Origin of the sequence: Neorhizobium galegae (genome assembly GCF_021391675.1) — a bacterium.
Classification (GTDB): domain Bacteria; phylum Pseudomonadota; class Alphaproteobacteria; order Rhizobiales; family Rhizobiaceae; genus Neorhizobium; species Neorhizobium galegae_B.
In genome coordinates, this window is sequence record NZ_CP090095.1 from 4,259,017 (window position 1) to 4,272,477 (window position 13,461).

At 61.8% G+C, this 13,461-nt stretch carries 14 protein-coding genes; 5 read left to right on the forward strand and 9 right to left on the reverse strand.

Translation table 11 applies throughout. From position 1 onward, the window contains the following. Positions 1 to 105 precede the first annotated feature (105 nt). From LZK81_RS21005 to LZK81_RS21015, 3 genes are all read right to left on the reverse strand, one after another. Positions 106 to 612, reverse strand: a complete 507-nt coding sequence (locus LZK81_RS21005; protein WP_037081530.1) for a GNAT family N-acetyltransferase — start codon at positions 610 to 612, stop codon at positions 106 to 108. Positions 613 to 815: 203 nt separating this feature from the next. Next, positions 816 to 2,639, reverse strand: a complete 1,824-nt coding sequence (gene typA / locus LZK81_RS21010; RefSeq protein WP_046605239.1) for a translational GTPase TypA — start codon at positions 2,637 to 2,639, stop codon at positions 816 to 818. Positions 2,640 to 2,991: 352 nt separating this feature from the next. Then, positions 2,992 to 5,082 carry a M3 family metallopeptidase gene (locus LZK81_RS21015; protein WP_233954548.1) on the reverse strand — a complete coding sequence of 697 codons (2,091 nt, stop codon included), beginning with the start codon at positions 5,080 to 5,082 and terminating at the stop codon, positions 2,992 to 2,994. 189 nt (positions 5,083 to 5,271) lie between these two features. On the opposite strand from LZK81_RS21015, the gene LZK81_RS21020 reads away from it, so the two are divergent. Then, the gene (locus LZK81_RS21020; RefSeq protein ID WP_233954549.1) at positions 5,272 to 5,694 is read left to right on the forward strand and encodes a hypothetical protein; all 423 of its coding nucleotides are present in this window, start codon (positions 5,272 to 5,274) and stop codon (positions 5,692 to 5,694) included. Positions 5,695 to 5,723: 29 nt separating this feature from the next. Here LZK81_RS21020 and LZK81_RS21025 read toward each other — a convergent pair whose 3' ends face one another. Then, positions 5,724 to 6,365 carry a LysE family translocator gene (locus LZK81_RS21025; protein ID WP_233954550.1) on the reverse strand — a complete coding sequence of 214 codons (642 nt, stop codon included), beginning with the start codon at positions 6,363 to 6,365 and terminating at the stop codon, positions 5,724 to 5,726. Between the two features lie 115 nt (positions 6,366 to 6,480). Between LZK81_RS21025 and LZK81_RS21030 the strand changes: the two genes are divergently transcribed. After that, entirely contained in the window at positions 6,481 to 6,984 is a 504-nt protein-coding gene (locus LZK81_RS21030) for a MarR family winged helix-turn-helix transcriptional regulator (protein ID WP_370649365.1), read from the forward strand. A 22-nt stretch (positions 6,985 to 7,006) separates the two neighbouring features. Next, positions 7,007 to 8,182 (forward strand): multidrug effflux MFS transporter, encoded by a 1,176-nt coding sequence (locus tag LZK81_RS21035; RefSeq protein ID WP_233956641.1) that lies wholly within the window; start codon positions 7,007 to 7,009, stop codon positions 8,180 to 8,182. A 55-nt stretch (positions 8,183 to 8,237) separates the two neighbouring features. On the opposite strand, the gene LZK81_RS21040 is transcribed toward LZK81_RS21035, so the two are convergent. The 3 genes from LZK81_RS21040 to LZK81_RS21045 form a co-directional block, all read right to left on the reverse strand. Continuing rightward, complete coding sequence (locus LZK81_RS21040) at positions 8,238 to 9,461, reverse strand: argininosuccinate synthase (RefSeq protein ID WP_233954551.1); 1,224 nt, start codon at positions 9,459 to 9,461, stop codon at positions 8,238 to 8,240. A gap of 112 nt (positions 9,462 to 9,573) precedes the next feature. Next, a complete protein-coding gene (locus LZK81_RS29460; protein WP_046610598.1) occupies positions 9,574 to 9,876 on the reverse strand; it encodes a type II toxin-antitoxin system RelE/ParE family toxin in 303 nt (100 codons plus the stop codon). Then, positions 9,866 to 10,111, reverse strand: a complete 246-nt coding sequence (locus LZK81_RS21045; RefSeq protein WP_046605232.1) for a type II toxin-antitoxin system ParD family antitoxin — start codon at positions 10,109 to 10,111, stop codon at positions 9,866 to 9,868. Before LZK81_RS21045 ends, LZK81_RS29460 begins: the two co-directional genes overlap by 11 nt. A 101-nt stretch (positions 10,112 to 10,212) precedes the next feature. On the opposite strand from LZK81_RS21045, the gene LZK81_RS21050 reads away from it, so the two are divergent. Beyond that, on the forward strand, positions 10,213 to 11,070 hold the full coding sequence (locus LZK81_RS21050) for an SDR family NAD(P)-dependent oxidoreductase (protein ID WP_233954552.1): 858 nt from the start codon (positions 10,213 to 10,215) through the stop codon (positions 11,068 to 11,070). 73 nt (positions 11,071 to 11,143) lie between these two features. Next, a complete protein-coding gene (locus LZK81_RS21055) occupies positions 11,144 to 11,785 on the forward strand; it encodes a LysE family translocator (protein WP_046610596.1) in 642 nt (213 codons plus the stop codon). On the opposite strand, the gene LZK81_RS21060 is transcribed toward LZK81_RS21055, so the two are convergent. Further along, the gene (locus tag LZK81_RS21060; protein ID WP_233954553.1) at positions 11,769 to 13,040 is read right to left on the reverse strand and encodes an RNA polymerase sigma factor; all 1,272 of its coding nucleotides are present in this window, start codon (positions 13,038 to 13,040) and stop codon (positions 11,769 to 11,771) included. The genes LZK81_RS21055 and LZK81_RS21060 overlap by 17 nt on opposite strands. After that, positions 13,040 to 13,393 carry a YciI family protein gene (locus LZK81_RS21065; protein ID WP_046605228.1) on the reverse strand — a complete coding sequence of 118 codons (354 nt, stop codon included), beginning with the start codon at positions 13,391 to 13,393 and terminating at the stop codon, positions 13,040 to 13,042. The genes LZK81_RS21060 and LZK81_RS21065 overlap by 1 nt, the downstream gene beginning before the upstream one ends. Positions 13,394 to 13,461: the final 68 nt, after the last annotated feature.

Sequence of the window (13,461 nt, forward strand, 5' to 3'; positions counted from 1 at the left end):
GGGAATCATGCTGCAAGGCAACAAGGCTTTGACGCCAATGTTGAACCGCAATACGCCCCGCAACATGAGAAAGCGTTCAAATTCAGGAGGTTGAAGGCTGACCGTTCAGGACCAGACGAAACCGATCTTGCGAAGCTGCGTGCCGCCAAAATCCTCCATGCCTTCGGCAAGGTCCACGCCGCCGTGCCGGCGGAAGAAACGCGCCGCATGCTCGCTGTCCTCCAGGCACCAGACGACGAGACCTTCGCAGCCCAGCGACTTCAGGAGCCGACGGCTTTCGCCGAACAGGCGGCGGCCAAGGCCGATGCCCTGAAATTCAGGACGCAGATAGATTTCGTAGACCTCGCCGTCATAAGGCAGGGCACGGGCCCGGTTGAGGCCGATCGTGGCGTAACCGGCGACCTGGTCGGCGACATCGAGCACCAGCAGGGTGGCAGGACCGCGGGTCGCCTTGCGCCACCATGCCTCGCCCCGGCGCTCCAGCATCTGGGTCAGCGGCTTGTGGGGAATGAGGCCTGCATAGGCCTGGGTCCATGCCTGGCGGTGCGCCTCGGAAATGGCGCGAGCGTCTTGCGGTTCGGCCCGCCGGACATCGATCGATAACGTTTTCATAACGTTTACTCTAGGCCCTGATGCTGGCAATCCGCCATTCCACCAATGTGTGTAGAGCGGATTGCCCACAGACTTCTCATGTGGACGACGAGGCAACGTTAACGTGTTTTTAACCTTTGCGACAAGGCCGGACGGGTCTCAGGCACAGAAAAAACCCGGCATTTCTGCCGGGTTTTTGAAAGGCTCAGAGCATGCTGTCGAAATCAGGCGATCTTCGCCTTGCCGAAGCGCTTGCGGTCGTTGGCGTCGAGATAGGTCTTGCGCAGCCGGATGTTCTTCGGCGTCACTTCCATCAGCTCGTCGTCCTGGATCCAGGACAGCGCGCGGTCGAGCGTCATGCGGATCGGCGGGGTCAGACGAACGGCTTCGTCCTTGCCGGCAGAACGGATGTTGGTCAGCTGCTTGCCCTTGAGGACATTGACCTCAAGGTCGTTGTCTCTGCTGTGAATGCCGATGATCATGCCCATATAGACCTTTTCGCCCGGCTCGATGATCATCGGGCCGCGGTCTTCCAGGTTGAACATCGCGTAGGCAACGGCTTCGCCGGCCTGGTTGGACAGAAGCACGCCGTTGGTGCGGCCGCCGATCTCGCCCTTGTAGGGCTGATAGTCGTGGAACAGGCGGTTCATGATCGCCGTGCCGCGGGTATCGGTCAGAAGTTCCGACTGGTAGCCGATCAGGCCGCGGGTCGGCGCGAAGAAGACCAGGCGGACGCGGCTGCCGCCGGACGGACGCAGCTCGGCCATTTCGGCCTTGCGCTCGGACATCTTCTGCACGACGACGCCGGAATGCTCCTCATCGACGTCGATGACGACTTCCTCGATCGGCTCCATCAGCGTGCCGTCCTCGGACTTGTGCATGACGACGCGCGGACGCGACACGGCAAGCTCAAAGCCTTCGCGGCGCATGGTTTCGATCAGGACGGCAAGCTGCAATTCGCCACGGCCGGAAACGTAGAACGAATCCTTGCCCTCGGCTTCCTCGATCTTCAGCGCGACGTTGCCTTCGGCTTCCTTGAACAGGCGGTCGCGGATGACGCGGCTCGTCACCTTGTCGCCTTCGGTGCCGGCAAGTGGCGAGTCGTTGACGAGGAAGGACATGGTGACGGTCGGCGGGTCGATCGGCTGTGCGTGCAGCGCCTCGGTGACCGAGGGATCGCAGAACGTGTCGGCGACCGTGCCCTTGGAGAGGCCGGCGATGGCGACGATATCGCCCGCATGCGCTTCGTCGATCGGCGTACGCTCGATGCCGCGGAAGGCGAGGATCTTGGAGATACGGCCGGTTTCGACCGTCTTGCCGTCCTGGGAGAGCACCTTGACGGGCTGGTTCGGCTTGATCGAGCCGGAATGGATACGGCCGGTGATGATGCGGCCGAGGAAGGGGTTGGCTTCGAGCAGCGTGCCGATCATGCGGAACGCGCCGTCTTCGTCACCGACGCTCGGCTCGGGAACGTGCTTCAGGACCAGGTCGAGAAGCGGGGCGAGACCCTCATCCTTCGGGCCTTCGGGATTGACGTTCATCCAGCCATCGCGACCGGAACCGTAGAGGATCGGGAAATCGAGCTGTTCGTCGGTGGCGTCGAGATTGGCGAACAGGTCGAAGACTTCGTTGATGACTTCCTCGTGGCGGCCGTCCGGACGGTCGATCTTGTTGATCGCGACGATCGGGCGAAGGCCGACCTTCAGCGCCTTGCCGACCACGAACTTGGTCTGCGGCATCGGGCCTTCCGAGGAGTCGACGAGAACGATCGCGCCGTCCACCATCGACAGGATGCGCTCGACTTCGCCGCCGAAGTCGGCGTGGCCGGGGGTGTCGACGATGTTGACGCGAACGCCCTTCCACTCGATCGAGGTCGCCTTGGCAAGGATGGTGATGCCACGTTCTTTTTCGAGATCGTTGCTGTCCATCATGCGCTCGGTGGTGCGCTGGTTGTCGCGGAACGAGCCGGACTGCTTCAGAAGTTCGTCGACGAGAGTGGTTTTCCCATGGTCGACGTGTGCGATAATCGCGATATTGCGCATTTTCATGTTTAGAATCTCTGAGCTCTTGGCGCGGCAACGGGAGGCGGCACCCAATTCGTTTTGCGGCCTCATACCCTGTTTTTCGCATTTGCGAAAGGGGTGAGCGCGATGATGGTTGACGGCTGTTTCGCCACCAGCCCGCTGCGCCTCAAGAGGGTGGCAAGAGGAGCGGCAGGACGGTGGTAGCCACGATTGCAATGAAGGCCATGGCCACGCCGAGCCCGATCGGCCCCTGCGCGACTGCCGCCAGATCGATGTTGCGATCTGGCGTTACGGTTTTACGACCGCCGCATGACAAGCCGATGATTGGCAAATCTTCGGCCCTGTCTCATCCCGGAAGACCGGGATCGCGACGCGCTCAGGCGTCGCTGCCGGAGAGCTCCTCGACCATCGCGAGGCCCTTTTTCTTCAGCATCGCCTTCGGGTCCGGCAACTTTCCGCGGAACGCCTTGTAGGTCTCTTCCGGATCGATCGAGCCGCCGACGGAATAGATGTTGTTCTTGAGCTTGCGCGCCATGACCGGATCGAAGGCGTTGCCGGTTTCCTCGAAGGCGGAGAAGGCGTCCGCGTCGAGTACTTCAGACCACATGTAGGAATAGTAGCCCGCCGAATAGCCGTCGCCCGAGAACACATGCTGGAAATGCGGCGTCGCGTGACGCATGACGATCGAGGCCGGCATGCCGATCTCGTCGAGCACTTCCTTCTGCACCGCCATCGGATCGTCGACCGCTCCGCGGGTATGAAACGCCATGTCCACCAGCGCCGAGGAGGTGAATTCCACCGTCGCGAAGCCGGCGTTGAAGGTGCGGGCCGCCAGCACCTTGTCGAGCAGCGCCTTCGGCATCGGCTTGCCGGTTTCGTAATGCACGGCATATTTCTCGAGGATTTCCGGCACGGTCAGCCAGTGCTCGTAAAGCTGCGACGGCAGCTCGACGAAATCGCGCGAGACGCCGGTGCCGGAGACCGACGGATAGGTGACATCCGACAGCATGCCGTGCAGCGCGTGGCCGAACTCGTGGAACAGGGTGCGGGCGTCGTCGATCGACAGCAGGGCCGGCTTGCCTTCGGCGGGCTTGGCGAAATTGCAGACGTTGTAGATGATCGGCAGCTCGCCTGTCGCGCCGTTCTTCAGCGGCAGCTTATGCTGCGACTGGAGGGAATTCATCCAGGCGCCGGAGCGCTTCGAGGACCGGGCGAAATAGTCGCCGAGGAACAGCGCCTTCAGCTTGCCCTCCCTGTCGCGGATCTCGAACACCCGCACATCCGGATGGTAGGCCGAAACACCCTTCACCTCGACCGCCTTGATGCCGAACAGGCGCTCGGCGACATCGAAGCACGCCTCGATGATCTTTTCGAGCTGAAGATAGGGCTTCAGCTCCGTTTCGGAGAAATCGAAGGTTCGCTGCCGCAGCTTCTCGGCATAATAACGCCAGTCCCACGGCATGACCTCGTGGTTCTTGCCCTCCTCGGCGATCAGGCCGCCAAGGCTCGCCTCTTCCTCCAGCGCCTTGGAGCGCGCCTTGTCCCAGACCTGACGGAGCAGCGTGTTTACCGCATCGGACGTCTTCGCCATCGTGTTGTCGAGCTTGTAGGCCGCGAAATTTTCGTATCCGAGCAGTTTTGCTTTTTCCGCCCGCAGCGCCAGCGTTTCGCGCACGATGCCGAGATTGTCGGTCTCGCCGCCGTTTTGTCCGCGCGCCGCCCAGGCCCTGAAAGCCTGTTCGCGCAGGTCACGGCGGGTCGAGAAGGTGAGGAACGGCTCGATAATCGAGCGCGACAGCGTCACCATATATCCGTCCGCCTCGCCGCGTTCGCGGGCAGCGGATGCCATGGCATCGCGCAGGAACGCCGGCAGACCGCCGAGTTCGGGCTCGTCGGACAATTTCAGCGACCAGCTTTTCTCGTCGCCCAGCACGTTCTGGCCGAACTGGGCGCCCAGCCCGGCAAGTTTCTCGTTGATATCGGCCAGCCGCTCCTGCTCGGCCTTGGCGAGCTTGGCACCGGCCTTGACGAAACCCTTCCAGTGACGTTCCAGCACCCGCTCTTCCTCGAGCGTCAGGCCCAGTTCCTTGCGATTGTCCCAGAGCGTGTCGATGCGGGCAAACAGCGCCGCATTCATGCCGATCTTCGAATAATGGCGGGACATTTTTGGCGCGATCTCGCGCTCAAGTGCCTGAATGTTCTCGTTGGTATGGGCACCGGCCTTGCCCCAGAACAGCGCCGAAACGCGCGACAGGGCATCGCCTGCGGTCTCCAGGGCAACGACCGTGTTGGTAAAGGTCGGCTCTTGCCGATTGTTGGCGATCGCATCGATCTCCGCTTCGTGGGCGGCAAGCGCTGCGTCGAAGCCGGGCGCGAAGTCCTCGTCCTTCACCTGATCGAAACGCGGCAGGCCGTGATGACCGTTCCAGTCCACCAAAGCGGGGTTCACCAGAAGATTAGAAGACATGAATATATATCCTTCGTAACGATGCTTCGCCATTCATATAGGAGAAGGCGGCGGGAATGGGTATGCGCCCGTCCATTTTCGTTTTTCAGCAAGAAATCATACACAATAATTAATGGTTATTAACCATTTGACGCAGTGCAGTATTCAAAGGTACTTTTGGCGCAGTATCCGATGAAACAGGATATAGCCATGGAAATCAGTTCCTTGCGCTGGTCTACCAACTTACTGCAAAGAGACCATTCTCGAAACAACAAGGTCGAGAAATCCTCCGAGCATGGAAGTCGGCAGAGCCAGATCACCTTTCAGGTGCCCGACTCGGATGAATCGCCGATTGATTTTTCGGCGATCACCCCGCGCGATCTGCGCGCGCTCGCGCTTGAAAACTATCAGGCCGGCAAGATCGACCAGGACACTTACATAACGCTGTCCGAAGAACTTCCAACACACGCCGTCGATGCTCAGGGACAGTTGATGGACCTGTCGCAGGTCACCGACGAAACCGGCTTCAACTTCCACGACTATTACCGCAACCAGCTTGAAATCGCCATATCGCTTGGCGATACGTCCCGCGCCAACGTCCTTCGCGCGGTCATGGCTTTCATCGAAGTCTGATCAGGCAAAAGCCTAGCCGCGTCCCACCTTCAGGCCCGCCGGTGGCCGAACAGGCCCGGTGCCGAGTGCCAGAGCGCCTGCACCGCAAAACCGATGAACAGCAGTCCGGAGAGCCGGACGATCACCCTCTCGTGTTTCCGATAGAAACGCCGCACCACGCCGGCGCCGATAATCCCGATCAGCACCAGATCGGCCGTCAGGAAACCGATCAGCGACACGGCGAGAAGAAGCGGCAGCGCGCTGAAATCCAGTGCATCGGCTGAACTTGCAAGCAGCGCGGTGAACGTCGCCAGCGCCACCGGATACCCCTTGGGGTTTGTCAGGCCGAAGATCAGCCCGCGCCGCAGTGGTCTTTCGACCGTCACCAGAGCGCCGCCATCCTCCTTCGGCTTCGCCCGCAATGCGCTCCAGCCGATCCAGCCGAGATAGAGCCCGCAGAAAACCCCGAGTATGTCGAAGAGGGTGGTGCCGACCGTCTTTGCGCCGATGATCGCCACCAGCGCCAGTCCGGACCACAGGATGTCCCCCGCCAGATGGCCGCCCATGAAGAAGGCCCCGGCCTGCCTTCCCTGCCCGGCACCGATGCCGAGCAGCGCCAGGAATGCCGGCCCCGGAATGAGCGTATAGGCAAGCGCCGCGAAAAAGGCGCCGGCAAGCAGCGATGATGACATGATGGTCTCCGTCGGAAGGCTGCGACAATCTCGCCTCCGATTTTACCCGTGTCAATGCAACCAGAGCACCCCCTTTTCCGTTTGCCTCGTACCCGAAAGATAGTAAGGGTGCCTTATGAAATTCGACGACGAGGCGAAGGGTGCCGAAAAGCATATGGACATTCTGGGGTTCCTGATCGTCGACAGTGCCCGACTGCTGCGTGCCGCCTTCGAGCGCCGCATCGCCCAGGCGGGCCTGGGATTGACACCCGGGGAAGCCCGCGCCCTGATCAACATCGCGGCTCTCGACGGCAGCCGCCAGCTCGACATCGCCGCCCGCATGGGTGTCGAGCCGATGACGCTCTGCGCCTATCTCGACAAGCTGGAGGCGCTTGGACTGGTCGAAAGGCAGCAATGCTCCGCCGATCGGCGTGCAAAGCGGATCAATCTCACGGAGACTTCCAGCGAGATGATCGGCTCGATCCGCAACGAGTTGAACGGCATTCTCGCCCAGGCGACCGAGGGCCTCAGCGAGGAAAACAACCGGATCCTGCGCGAGGCGCTGGCCCTGTTCAACGCCAACCTGCAGGCCGCCGTCCCTTCCGCCGCATTGCAGACCGCACCTGATGAAAGCCGATAACATGCCGCCTATCCCCGCTCGGATGAGCGAGCGCCGGACCACGATCATCGGCGCCCTCCTGACGGCGATCGGGCCGATTTCCATGGCGATCTACACGCCGGCGATGCCCGAACTGGTGCGTGCTTTCGACACCACGGAAGCGGCGATCAAGATGTCGCTGTCGCTCTATTTCGCGGGCTTTGCGCTGGCGCAGCTGGTCGCCGGCCCGGTCTCCGACGCCTTCGGCCGTAAGACCGCCTCGCTGAGCTTCCTCCTGATCTATCTTGCCGGTTCACTGCTTGCGGCCTTTGCGCCGACGATCGAATGGGTGCTCGCCGGCCGTCTCATCCAGGGTATCGGCGCTTCGGTCGGCATCACCGTGTCGCGCGCCATCGTGCGTGATCAGTTCAACGGCGGCGACGCGGCCCGGATCATCAACACGATGGGCATCATCCTGGCGATCGGGCCGTCCCTCGGTCCGACATTCGGCGGTCTCGCCTTGGCGGCATTCGGCTGGCGATCGGTCTTCCTGCTGATGGTCGGTTTCGGAGCGCTGCTGGTCTTCCTGTCCACCGTCTGCATGAAGGAAACCACGGTACCCGATCGCAGCCGGCTGAAGCCGCTGCGGCTCGTCCAGGCCTATGGCGAAATCATCGCCCTGACACCCTTCCTGTTCACCGCGATGGTGCTCGCTGGCGCGGTGGGCTCCATGTATGCCCAGGCGGCCGTGTTGCCGTTCATCCTGATCGAGAAGGTCGGGCTGACGCCGACCCAGTTCGGCATGAGCATGCTGATGCAATCCGGCTTCTTCCTGATGGGTTCGGTCTGCCTGCGCGTCATCTCGAGATGGTTGCCGGCGGAACGCGCACCCCTGATCGGGCTGATCTTCAGCGGCAGCGGCGGCGTCGTCATGGCCCTTTCGGTCCACTACCTGCCGCCGTCCTTTCTCTCGGTCATGGTGCCGGTTGCCATGTGCGCCTTCGGGATCGCCTTCGTGTCGCCCTACATGACCGCGGCGGGCCTTATCCCCTTCCCCCATATTGCCGGGTCCGCATCGGCAATGATGGGCTTCATCCAGATGGGCGCCGGCTTCGTAGGCGGCGTCGCCGCCGCCTCGATCGGCGCGCCGCTACCGGCCTTCGGCATCGTCATTCCCGCCATGCACCTGATCGCCGTGCTCGGTTACATCGGTTTCCGGATCGCCAGCCGCAGGGCATGAAAAAACCCGCCTCCCTTTTTGGGCAGGCGGGTTTCGGTGATCGGATTATCAGGAATTACTTGCCCAGATTGCGCTTGGCGAGCGTGCGCAGGCGCAGCGCATTGAGCTTGATGAAGCCCGCGGCATCCTTCTGATCGTAGGCACCCTGGTCGTCCTCGAAGGTGACCAGCTTGTCGGAATAGAGCGACTTTTCGCTCTCGCGGCCGATGACCATGACATTGCCCTTGTAGAGCTTCAGCGTCACTTCGCCTTCCACATGCTCCTGGCTCTTGTCGATCAGCGCCTGCAGCATTTCGCGCTCCGGCGAGAACCAGAAGCCGTAATAGATGAGCTCCGCGTAACGCGGCATGATGTCATCCTTGAGATGCGCGGCACCGCGGTCCAGCGTGATGCTCTCGATCGCGCGGTGGGCGGCCAGCAGGATCGTGCCGCCGGGGGTCTCGTAGACGCCGCGCGACTTCATGCCGACATAACGGTTCTCGACGAGGTCAAGACGGCCGATGCCGTTGTCGCGGCCGTAATTGTTAAGCGCGGCGAGCAGGGTCGCCGGCGACATGGCGACACCGTTGACGGAAACCGCATCGCCCCTCTTGAAGCCGACCTTGATGGTCGTCGCCTTGTCGGGCGCGGCTTCCGGCGAGATCGTGCGCATGTGCACGTATTCGGGAGCCTCGACGGCCGGGTCTTCGAGAACCTTGCCCTCGGAAGAGGAGTGCAGCAGGTTGGCATCGACGGAGAACGGCGCCTCGCCCATCTTGTCCTTGGCAACCGGAATCTGGTTTTCCTCGGCGAACTTCAGGAGATCGGTGCGGCTCTTGAAAGCCCAGTCGCGCCACGGCGCGATGACCTTGATATCCGGGTTCAGCGCATAGGCCGAAAGCTCGAAGCGGACCTGGTCGTTGCCCTTGCCGGTCGCGCCATGGGCGATCGCATCGGCACCGGTTTTCTTGGCGATCTCGATCAGGTGCTTGGAGATCAGCGGACGGGCGATCGAGGTGCCGAGCAGGTAGACGCCTTCGTAGACGGCGTTGGCGCGGAACATCGGGAAGACGAAATCGCGCACGAATTCCTCGCGCACGTCCTCGATATAGATCTCCTTGATGCCGAGCATCTCGGCCTTCTTGCGGGCCGGCTCCAGCTCCTCGCCCTGGCCGAGATCGGCGGTGAAGGTCACCACCTCGGCGTTGAGTTCGGTCTGCAGCCATTTCAGGATGATCGAGGTGTCGAGACCGCCGGAATAGGCGAGAACGACCTTCTTTACGTCTTTCGGGAGTGCCATGTCGATTTACGTCCGTCTGCGGGTGGAAGCGGTTCTTGAAACTGCCAAGTCATGAATTGCGGCACTTTTAGCGAGTTTCTTGAGGCACGCAAGAAAAACTCGGCAAAGCTGGTCAGAGATGGCGGCCCAGGTTCATCCGCTGATGCAGGACGCGGACGATCGAAATTCGCGCTCCGATACGTTTGTAGATGATGAAATGGGAACCGGATGAGAGACTGAAATAGCCCGGCCGTATATGATCAAGCGGCTTGCCGCGTCTTGTGTCGCCTGCGAGTTCCAACATGGCATCGATCAGTTCGTGATAATAGTCGTCTGCCTTGGCACGCGACCATTTCTGAAATGTATAACGCCAAATCTCCTCGAGGTCGCGTCGCGCTCGCGGCGAAAGGCTATATCCGCGAGGCTTAGGCACCATATTTGCGATGCATCTCGCTTAAGAACTCGTCGGAATCGAAGGGTTGCGGCTCGCCGGAAGCCTCGCCCTCATCAATGGCGGCGCGGATGGCTTCGATACCGTCTTCGCTATCCCGCAGCAGGCGCAGGGCCGCCTCCACGACTTCGCTTGCCGAACTGTAATGGCCGCCGTTCACCTGTCTGTCGATGAAAGCCGTCAGTTCCTCGTCCACGGTAATCGACGTCATCTTGCCCATCAGGCTCTCCGGTGTGACCTGTCTGTCATGTTGACACTATCTGATGAGGGTACCATATCCCGCCCGACCTTTGAACAGCAGCGTCATAGAGGAATCTTGCCATGACCATCACTCATCCCGCTCTGAAGAAGGATAATGTTGCCGTGATTACCGGTGCCGCATCGGGCATCGGCCTTGCCACCGCGAAGGAATTTGCCAGGATGGGCCTTTCCGTCGTCCTAGCCGACCTGGAGGGCGACAGCCTCGCGGAAGCAGCCCGCGAGGTCGCGGCTCTTGCCGAAGACGGCGAGGCGGATGTCGCTGCCATCGGCACGGATGTCTCCAAGCCGGACGAGATCGAGGCGCTGGAACGCGCCGTCATCCAGCGTTTCGGCCGGGTGCATGTGCTGATGAACAATGCCGGCATCAGCCCGGGAAGCTCGATATTCGGGCCGCAGGTCAACTGGGACAGTATTTTCGCCGTCAACCTCCTCGGCGTCATCAACGGCACGAGGACGTTCGGGCCGGCCATGATCGCCCATGGCGAGCCGTCGCTGATCGTCAACACAGGCTCGAAACAGGGGATCACGACACCGCCGGGCAACCCCGCCTACAACGTCGCCAAGGCCGGTGTGAAGGCCTTCACCGAAGCGCTCCAGCACGAGCTTCGCAACACGCCCGACTGCCAGGTGTCGGCCCATCTGCTCATCCCCGGCTTCGTGTTTACCGGCCTGACGAAAGGCGACCGCATCGAAAAGCCTGCCGGCGCCTGGACGCCGGAACAGACGGTCGAGTTCATGCTGGTGAGCCTCGAGCGCGGCGACTTCTATATCCTGTGCCCCGACAATGACGTGGATCGGGCAACCGACGAACGCCGCATGGCCTGGGCGATCGGCGATGTCATCGAGAACCGTCCGCCGCTGTCGCGCTGGCATCCGGGCTTCGCGGAAGCATCAAAGGAATTCATCAACGGACGTTGATAGATTGATTTGGCACGGCTTCGAAAGCCGGGTAGATGGAGCATTCCTTTACCCGGCTATTCGAGCGTGACCCATGGAATTCCTGCCGAGCCTTGCCGCCCTGCTTGCCTTCACCGCCGCCGGCCTGCTTCTGGCCCTGACGCCCGGGCCTGACATGACGCTGTCGATCAGCCGCGCGCTCGGCGAAGGCCGGCGCCCGGCGTTGTTCGTGGTGCTCGGCACCAGCCTCGGCGTCGTCTGCCACACGCTGCTCGTCGCCTTCGGCATCTCGGCGCTGATCACCGCATCGCCGACCGCCTTCTTCATCCTCAAGACCGGCGGAGCCGCCTATCTCCTGTGGCTGGCGATCCAGGCGATCCGCTTCGGCTCGAATTTTTCCGTCGAGCAGGTTGAAAAGAGCGCGAGCAGTCCACTCGCCAACATCTCGACGGGCTTCTGGGTCAATATTTTGAATCCGAAGGTCATCATCTTCTTCATGACCTTCCTGCCGCAGTTCGTGACGGCCGGCGATCCGCATGTCACCGGCAAGCTGATCTTTTTCGGCTTCTATTTCATCTTGATCGGCATGCCGGTGAACCTGATCGTCGTCCTGGCGGCCGACTGGCTGTCGGGCTGGCTCCAGGCCAATCCGAAGGTCCTGCGCGGCATCGACTACACGTTCGCAGGCGTCTTTTCGGTCTTCGCCGCCAAGATCTTCTTCACCCAGGCGCGATAGGAGAGCGGCGGGAAAGCGCGGCCAGCCGCTCCGAAAGAAACCGCTTTTCCGCATCGGACTGCGAAAGCTCGATCGCCCGGCGATAGGCGAGCCGCGCCTGGTCCAGCTGTCCGTCCCGCGCCAGGAGGTCTGCCTGGACGGCATGGAACGGCTGGTATTGCAGCAGGGCCATGGCGATCGGCTTGAGGCAGGCCAGCGCCGCGGCGGGACCTTCCACGTAGGACACGGCAACGATCCGGTTGAGCTCATAGACGGGATTGTCGGCGGTGCGGGCAAGCTCGGCATAGAGCCAGGCGATCTGCTGCCAGTCCGTCTCCGCGAAGCTCGACGCCTCGGCATGCACGGCGATGATCGCCGCCTGCAACTGGTAGGCACCGGGCCGGCCACGGCCGAGCGCCTGTTCGAGAAGAGCGATGCCTTGCGAGATTTGGGCCCGATCCCAGAGATTGCGATCCTGAGTTTCAAGCGTCAGGATTTCGCCGGCGGCGCCAAGCCGGGCCGCACGGCGGGCGTGATGCAGCAGCATCAGTGCCAGCAGCCCTTCTATCTCGGGTTCATCAGGGCAAAGCCCCGCCAGCAACCGGCCGAGCCGGATCGCTTCCTCGCAGAGATCGGTGCGAAGGTGATGGCCGCTTCCCGAAGAATAACCTTCGTTGAAGATCAGGTAGACCACCGCGAGCACGCTTTCGAGCCGCGCCGTCCAGCCCTCCGGCCCCGGCACCTCATAGGCGATGCCGGCCTTGGCAATCTTGTGACGGGCACGCACCAGCCGCTGGGCCATGGCCTCGTGCCCGTCCAGATAGGCATTCGCGATCTCTTCGGTCTTCAACCCGCAGACCGAACGCAGGGTCAAAGCCACGCAGGTCTTTTTGTCGAGCGCCGGATGGCAGCAGGCGAAGATCAGCTTCAGCCGCTCGTCACCGATCGAATCCGGTTCGTTTCCCGTTGTAGATCCGCTTTCGAGCTCGATCAAATTGGCGATCTCCGCGGATTTCGCCCGAAAATTTGCCGAACGCCGCAGCCGGTCGATGGCCTTGCGGCGAGCGACGTGCATCAGCCAGGCATGCGGCGAGGCCGGCAACCCGTTGCGGTTCCAATGAACGAGTGCCGATTCCAGCGCGTCCTGAAAACTGTCTTCGGCGAGCTGGAAATCTCTAAGCGAGCCGACGAGGCTGGAGAGGAGACGGCCGCCATCCTGCCGGGCGATCCTGTCGATCGCCTCGGCAATGGGAGCCGTCGCCGCATGGCCGTTCATCAGCGGTCGAAAACCATGATCGGCCGCACTTCCACCGCACCGTGAGCCGCACCGGGGATCATCGCGGCATAGCGGATCGCATCGTCGAGCGAAGAGCAATCAAGGATGTAGAAGCCGGCAAGCTGTTCCTTGGTTTCAGCGAAAGGACCATCCATCGTTTCGGTCCTGCCGTCCCGCACGCGCACGGTCGTGGCGGTCGTCGCGGGCTGCAGCGCATCGCCGGAAACATAGACGCCGTCGCGCTTATAGGTCTCGTTGGCGAGCTTGTAGCCCTCCATCATTCGGCCGAAATTCGGAGAATCGGGAGGCGTCATCGTTGCCGGGCTCGTGTAGATCAGCGCCATATATTTCATGTCCGTATCCTCGGTTCAGCCATCGCTCAATTGCGATGGTGACCGATAACGAACGGGATGCAAGCCGA

Coding starts and splice junctions, on each gene's coding strand:
- typA (WP_046605239.1), bottom strand. CDS start 2,639: ATGAAAATGCGCAATATCGCGATTATCGCACACGTCGACCATGGGAAA.
- LZK81_RS21030 (WP_370649365.1), top strand. CDS start 6,481: ATGAAATTCGACGACGAGGCGAAGGGTGCCGAAAAGCATATGGACATT.
- LZK81_RS21060 (WP_233954553.1), bottom strand. CDS start 13,040: ATGAACGGCCATGCGGCGACGGCTCCCATTGCCGAGGCGATCGACAGG.
- LZK81_RS21065 (WP_046605228.1), bottom strand. CDS start 13,393: ATGAAATATATGGCGCTGATCTACACGAGCCCGGCAACGATGACGCCT.
- LZK81_RS21045 (WP_046605232.1), bottom strand. CDS start 10,111: ATGGGCAAGATGACGTCGATTACCGTGGACGAGGAACTGACGGCTTTC.
- LZK81_RS21020 (WP_233954549.1), top strand. CDS start 5,272: ATGGAAATCAGTTCCTTGCGCTGGTCTACCAACTTACTGCAAAGAGAC.
- LZK81_RS29460 (WP_046610598.1), bottom strand. CDS start 9,876: ATGGTGCCTAAGCCTCGCGGATATAGCCTTTCGCCGCGAGCGCGACGC.
- LZK81_RS21040 (WP_233954551.1), bottom strand. CDS start 9,461: ATGGCACTCCCGAAAGACGTAAAGAAGGTCGTTCTCGCCTATTCCGGC.
- LZK81_RS21025 (WP_233954550.1), bottom strand. CDS start 6,365: ATGTCATCATCGCTGCTTGCCGGCGCCTTTTTCGCGGCGCTTGCCTAT.
- LZK81_RS21035 (WP_233956641.1), top strand. CDS start 7,007: ATGAGCGAGCGCCGGACCACGATCATCGGCGCCCTCCTGACGGCGATC.
- LZK81_RS21005 (WP_037081530.1), bottom strand. CDS start 612: ATGAAAACGTTATCGATCGATGTCCGGCGGGCCGAACCGCAAGACGCT.
- LZK81_RS21050 (WP_233954552.1), top strand. CDS start 10,213: ATGACCATCACTCATCCCGCTCTGAAGAAGGATAATGTTGCCGTGATT.
- LZK81_RS21015 (WP_233954548.1), bottom strand. CDS start 5,082: ATGTCTTCTAATCTTCTGGTGAACCCCGCTTTGGTGGACTGGAACGGT.
- LZK81_RS21055 (WP_046610596.1), top strand. CDS start 11,144: ATGGAATTCCTGCCGAGCCTTGCCGCCCTGCTTGCCTTCACCGCCGCC.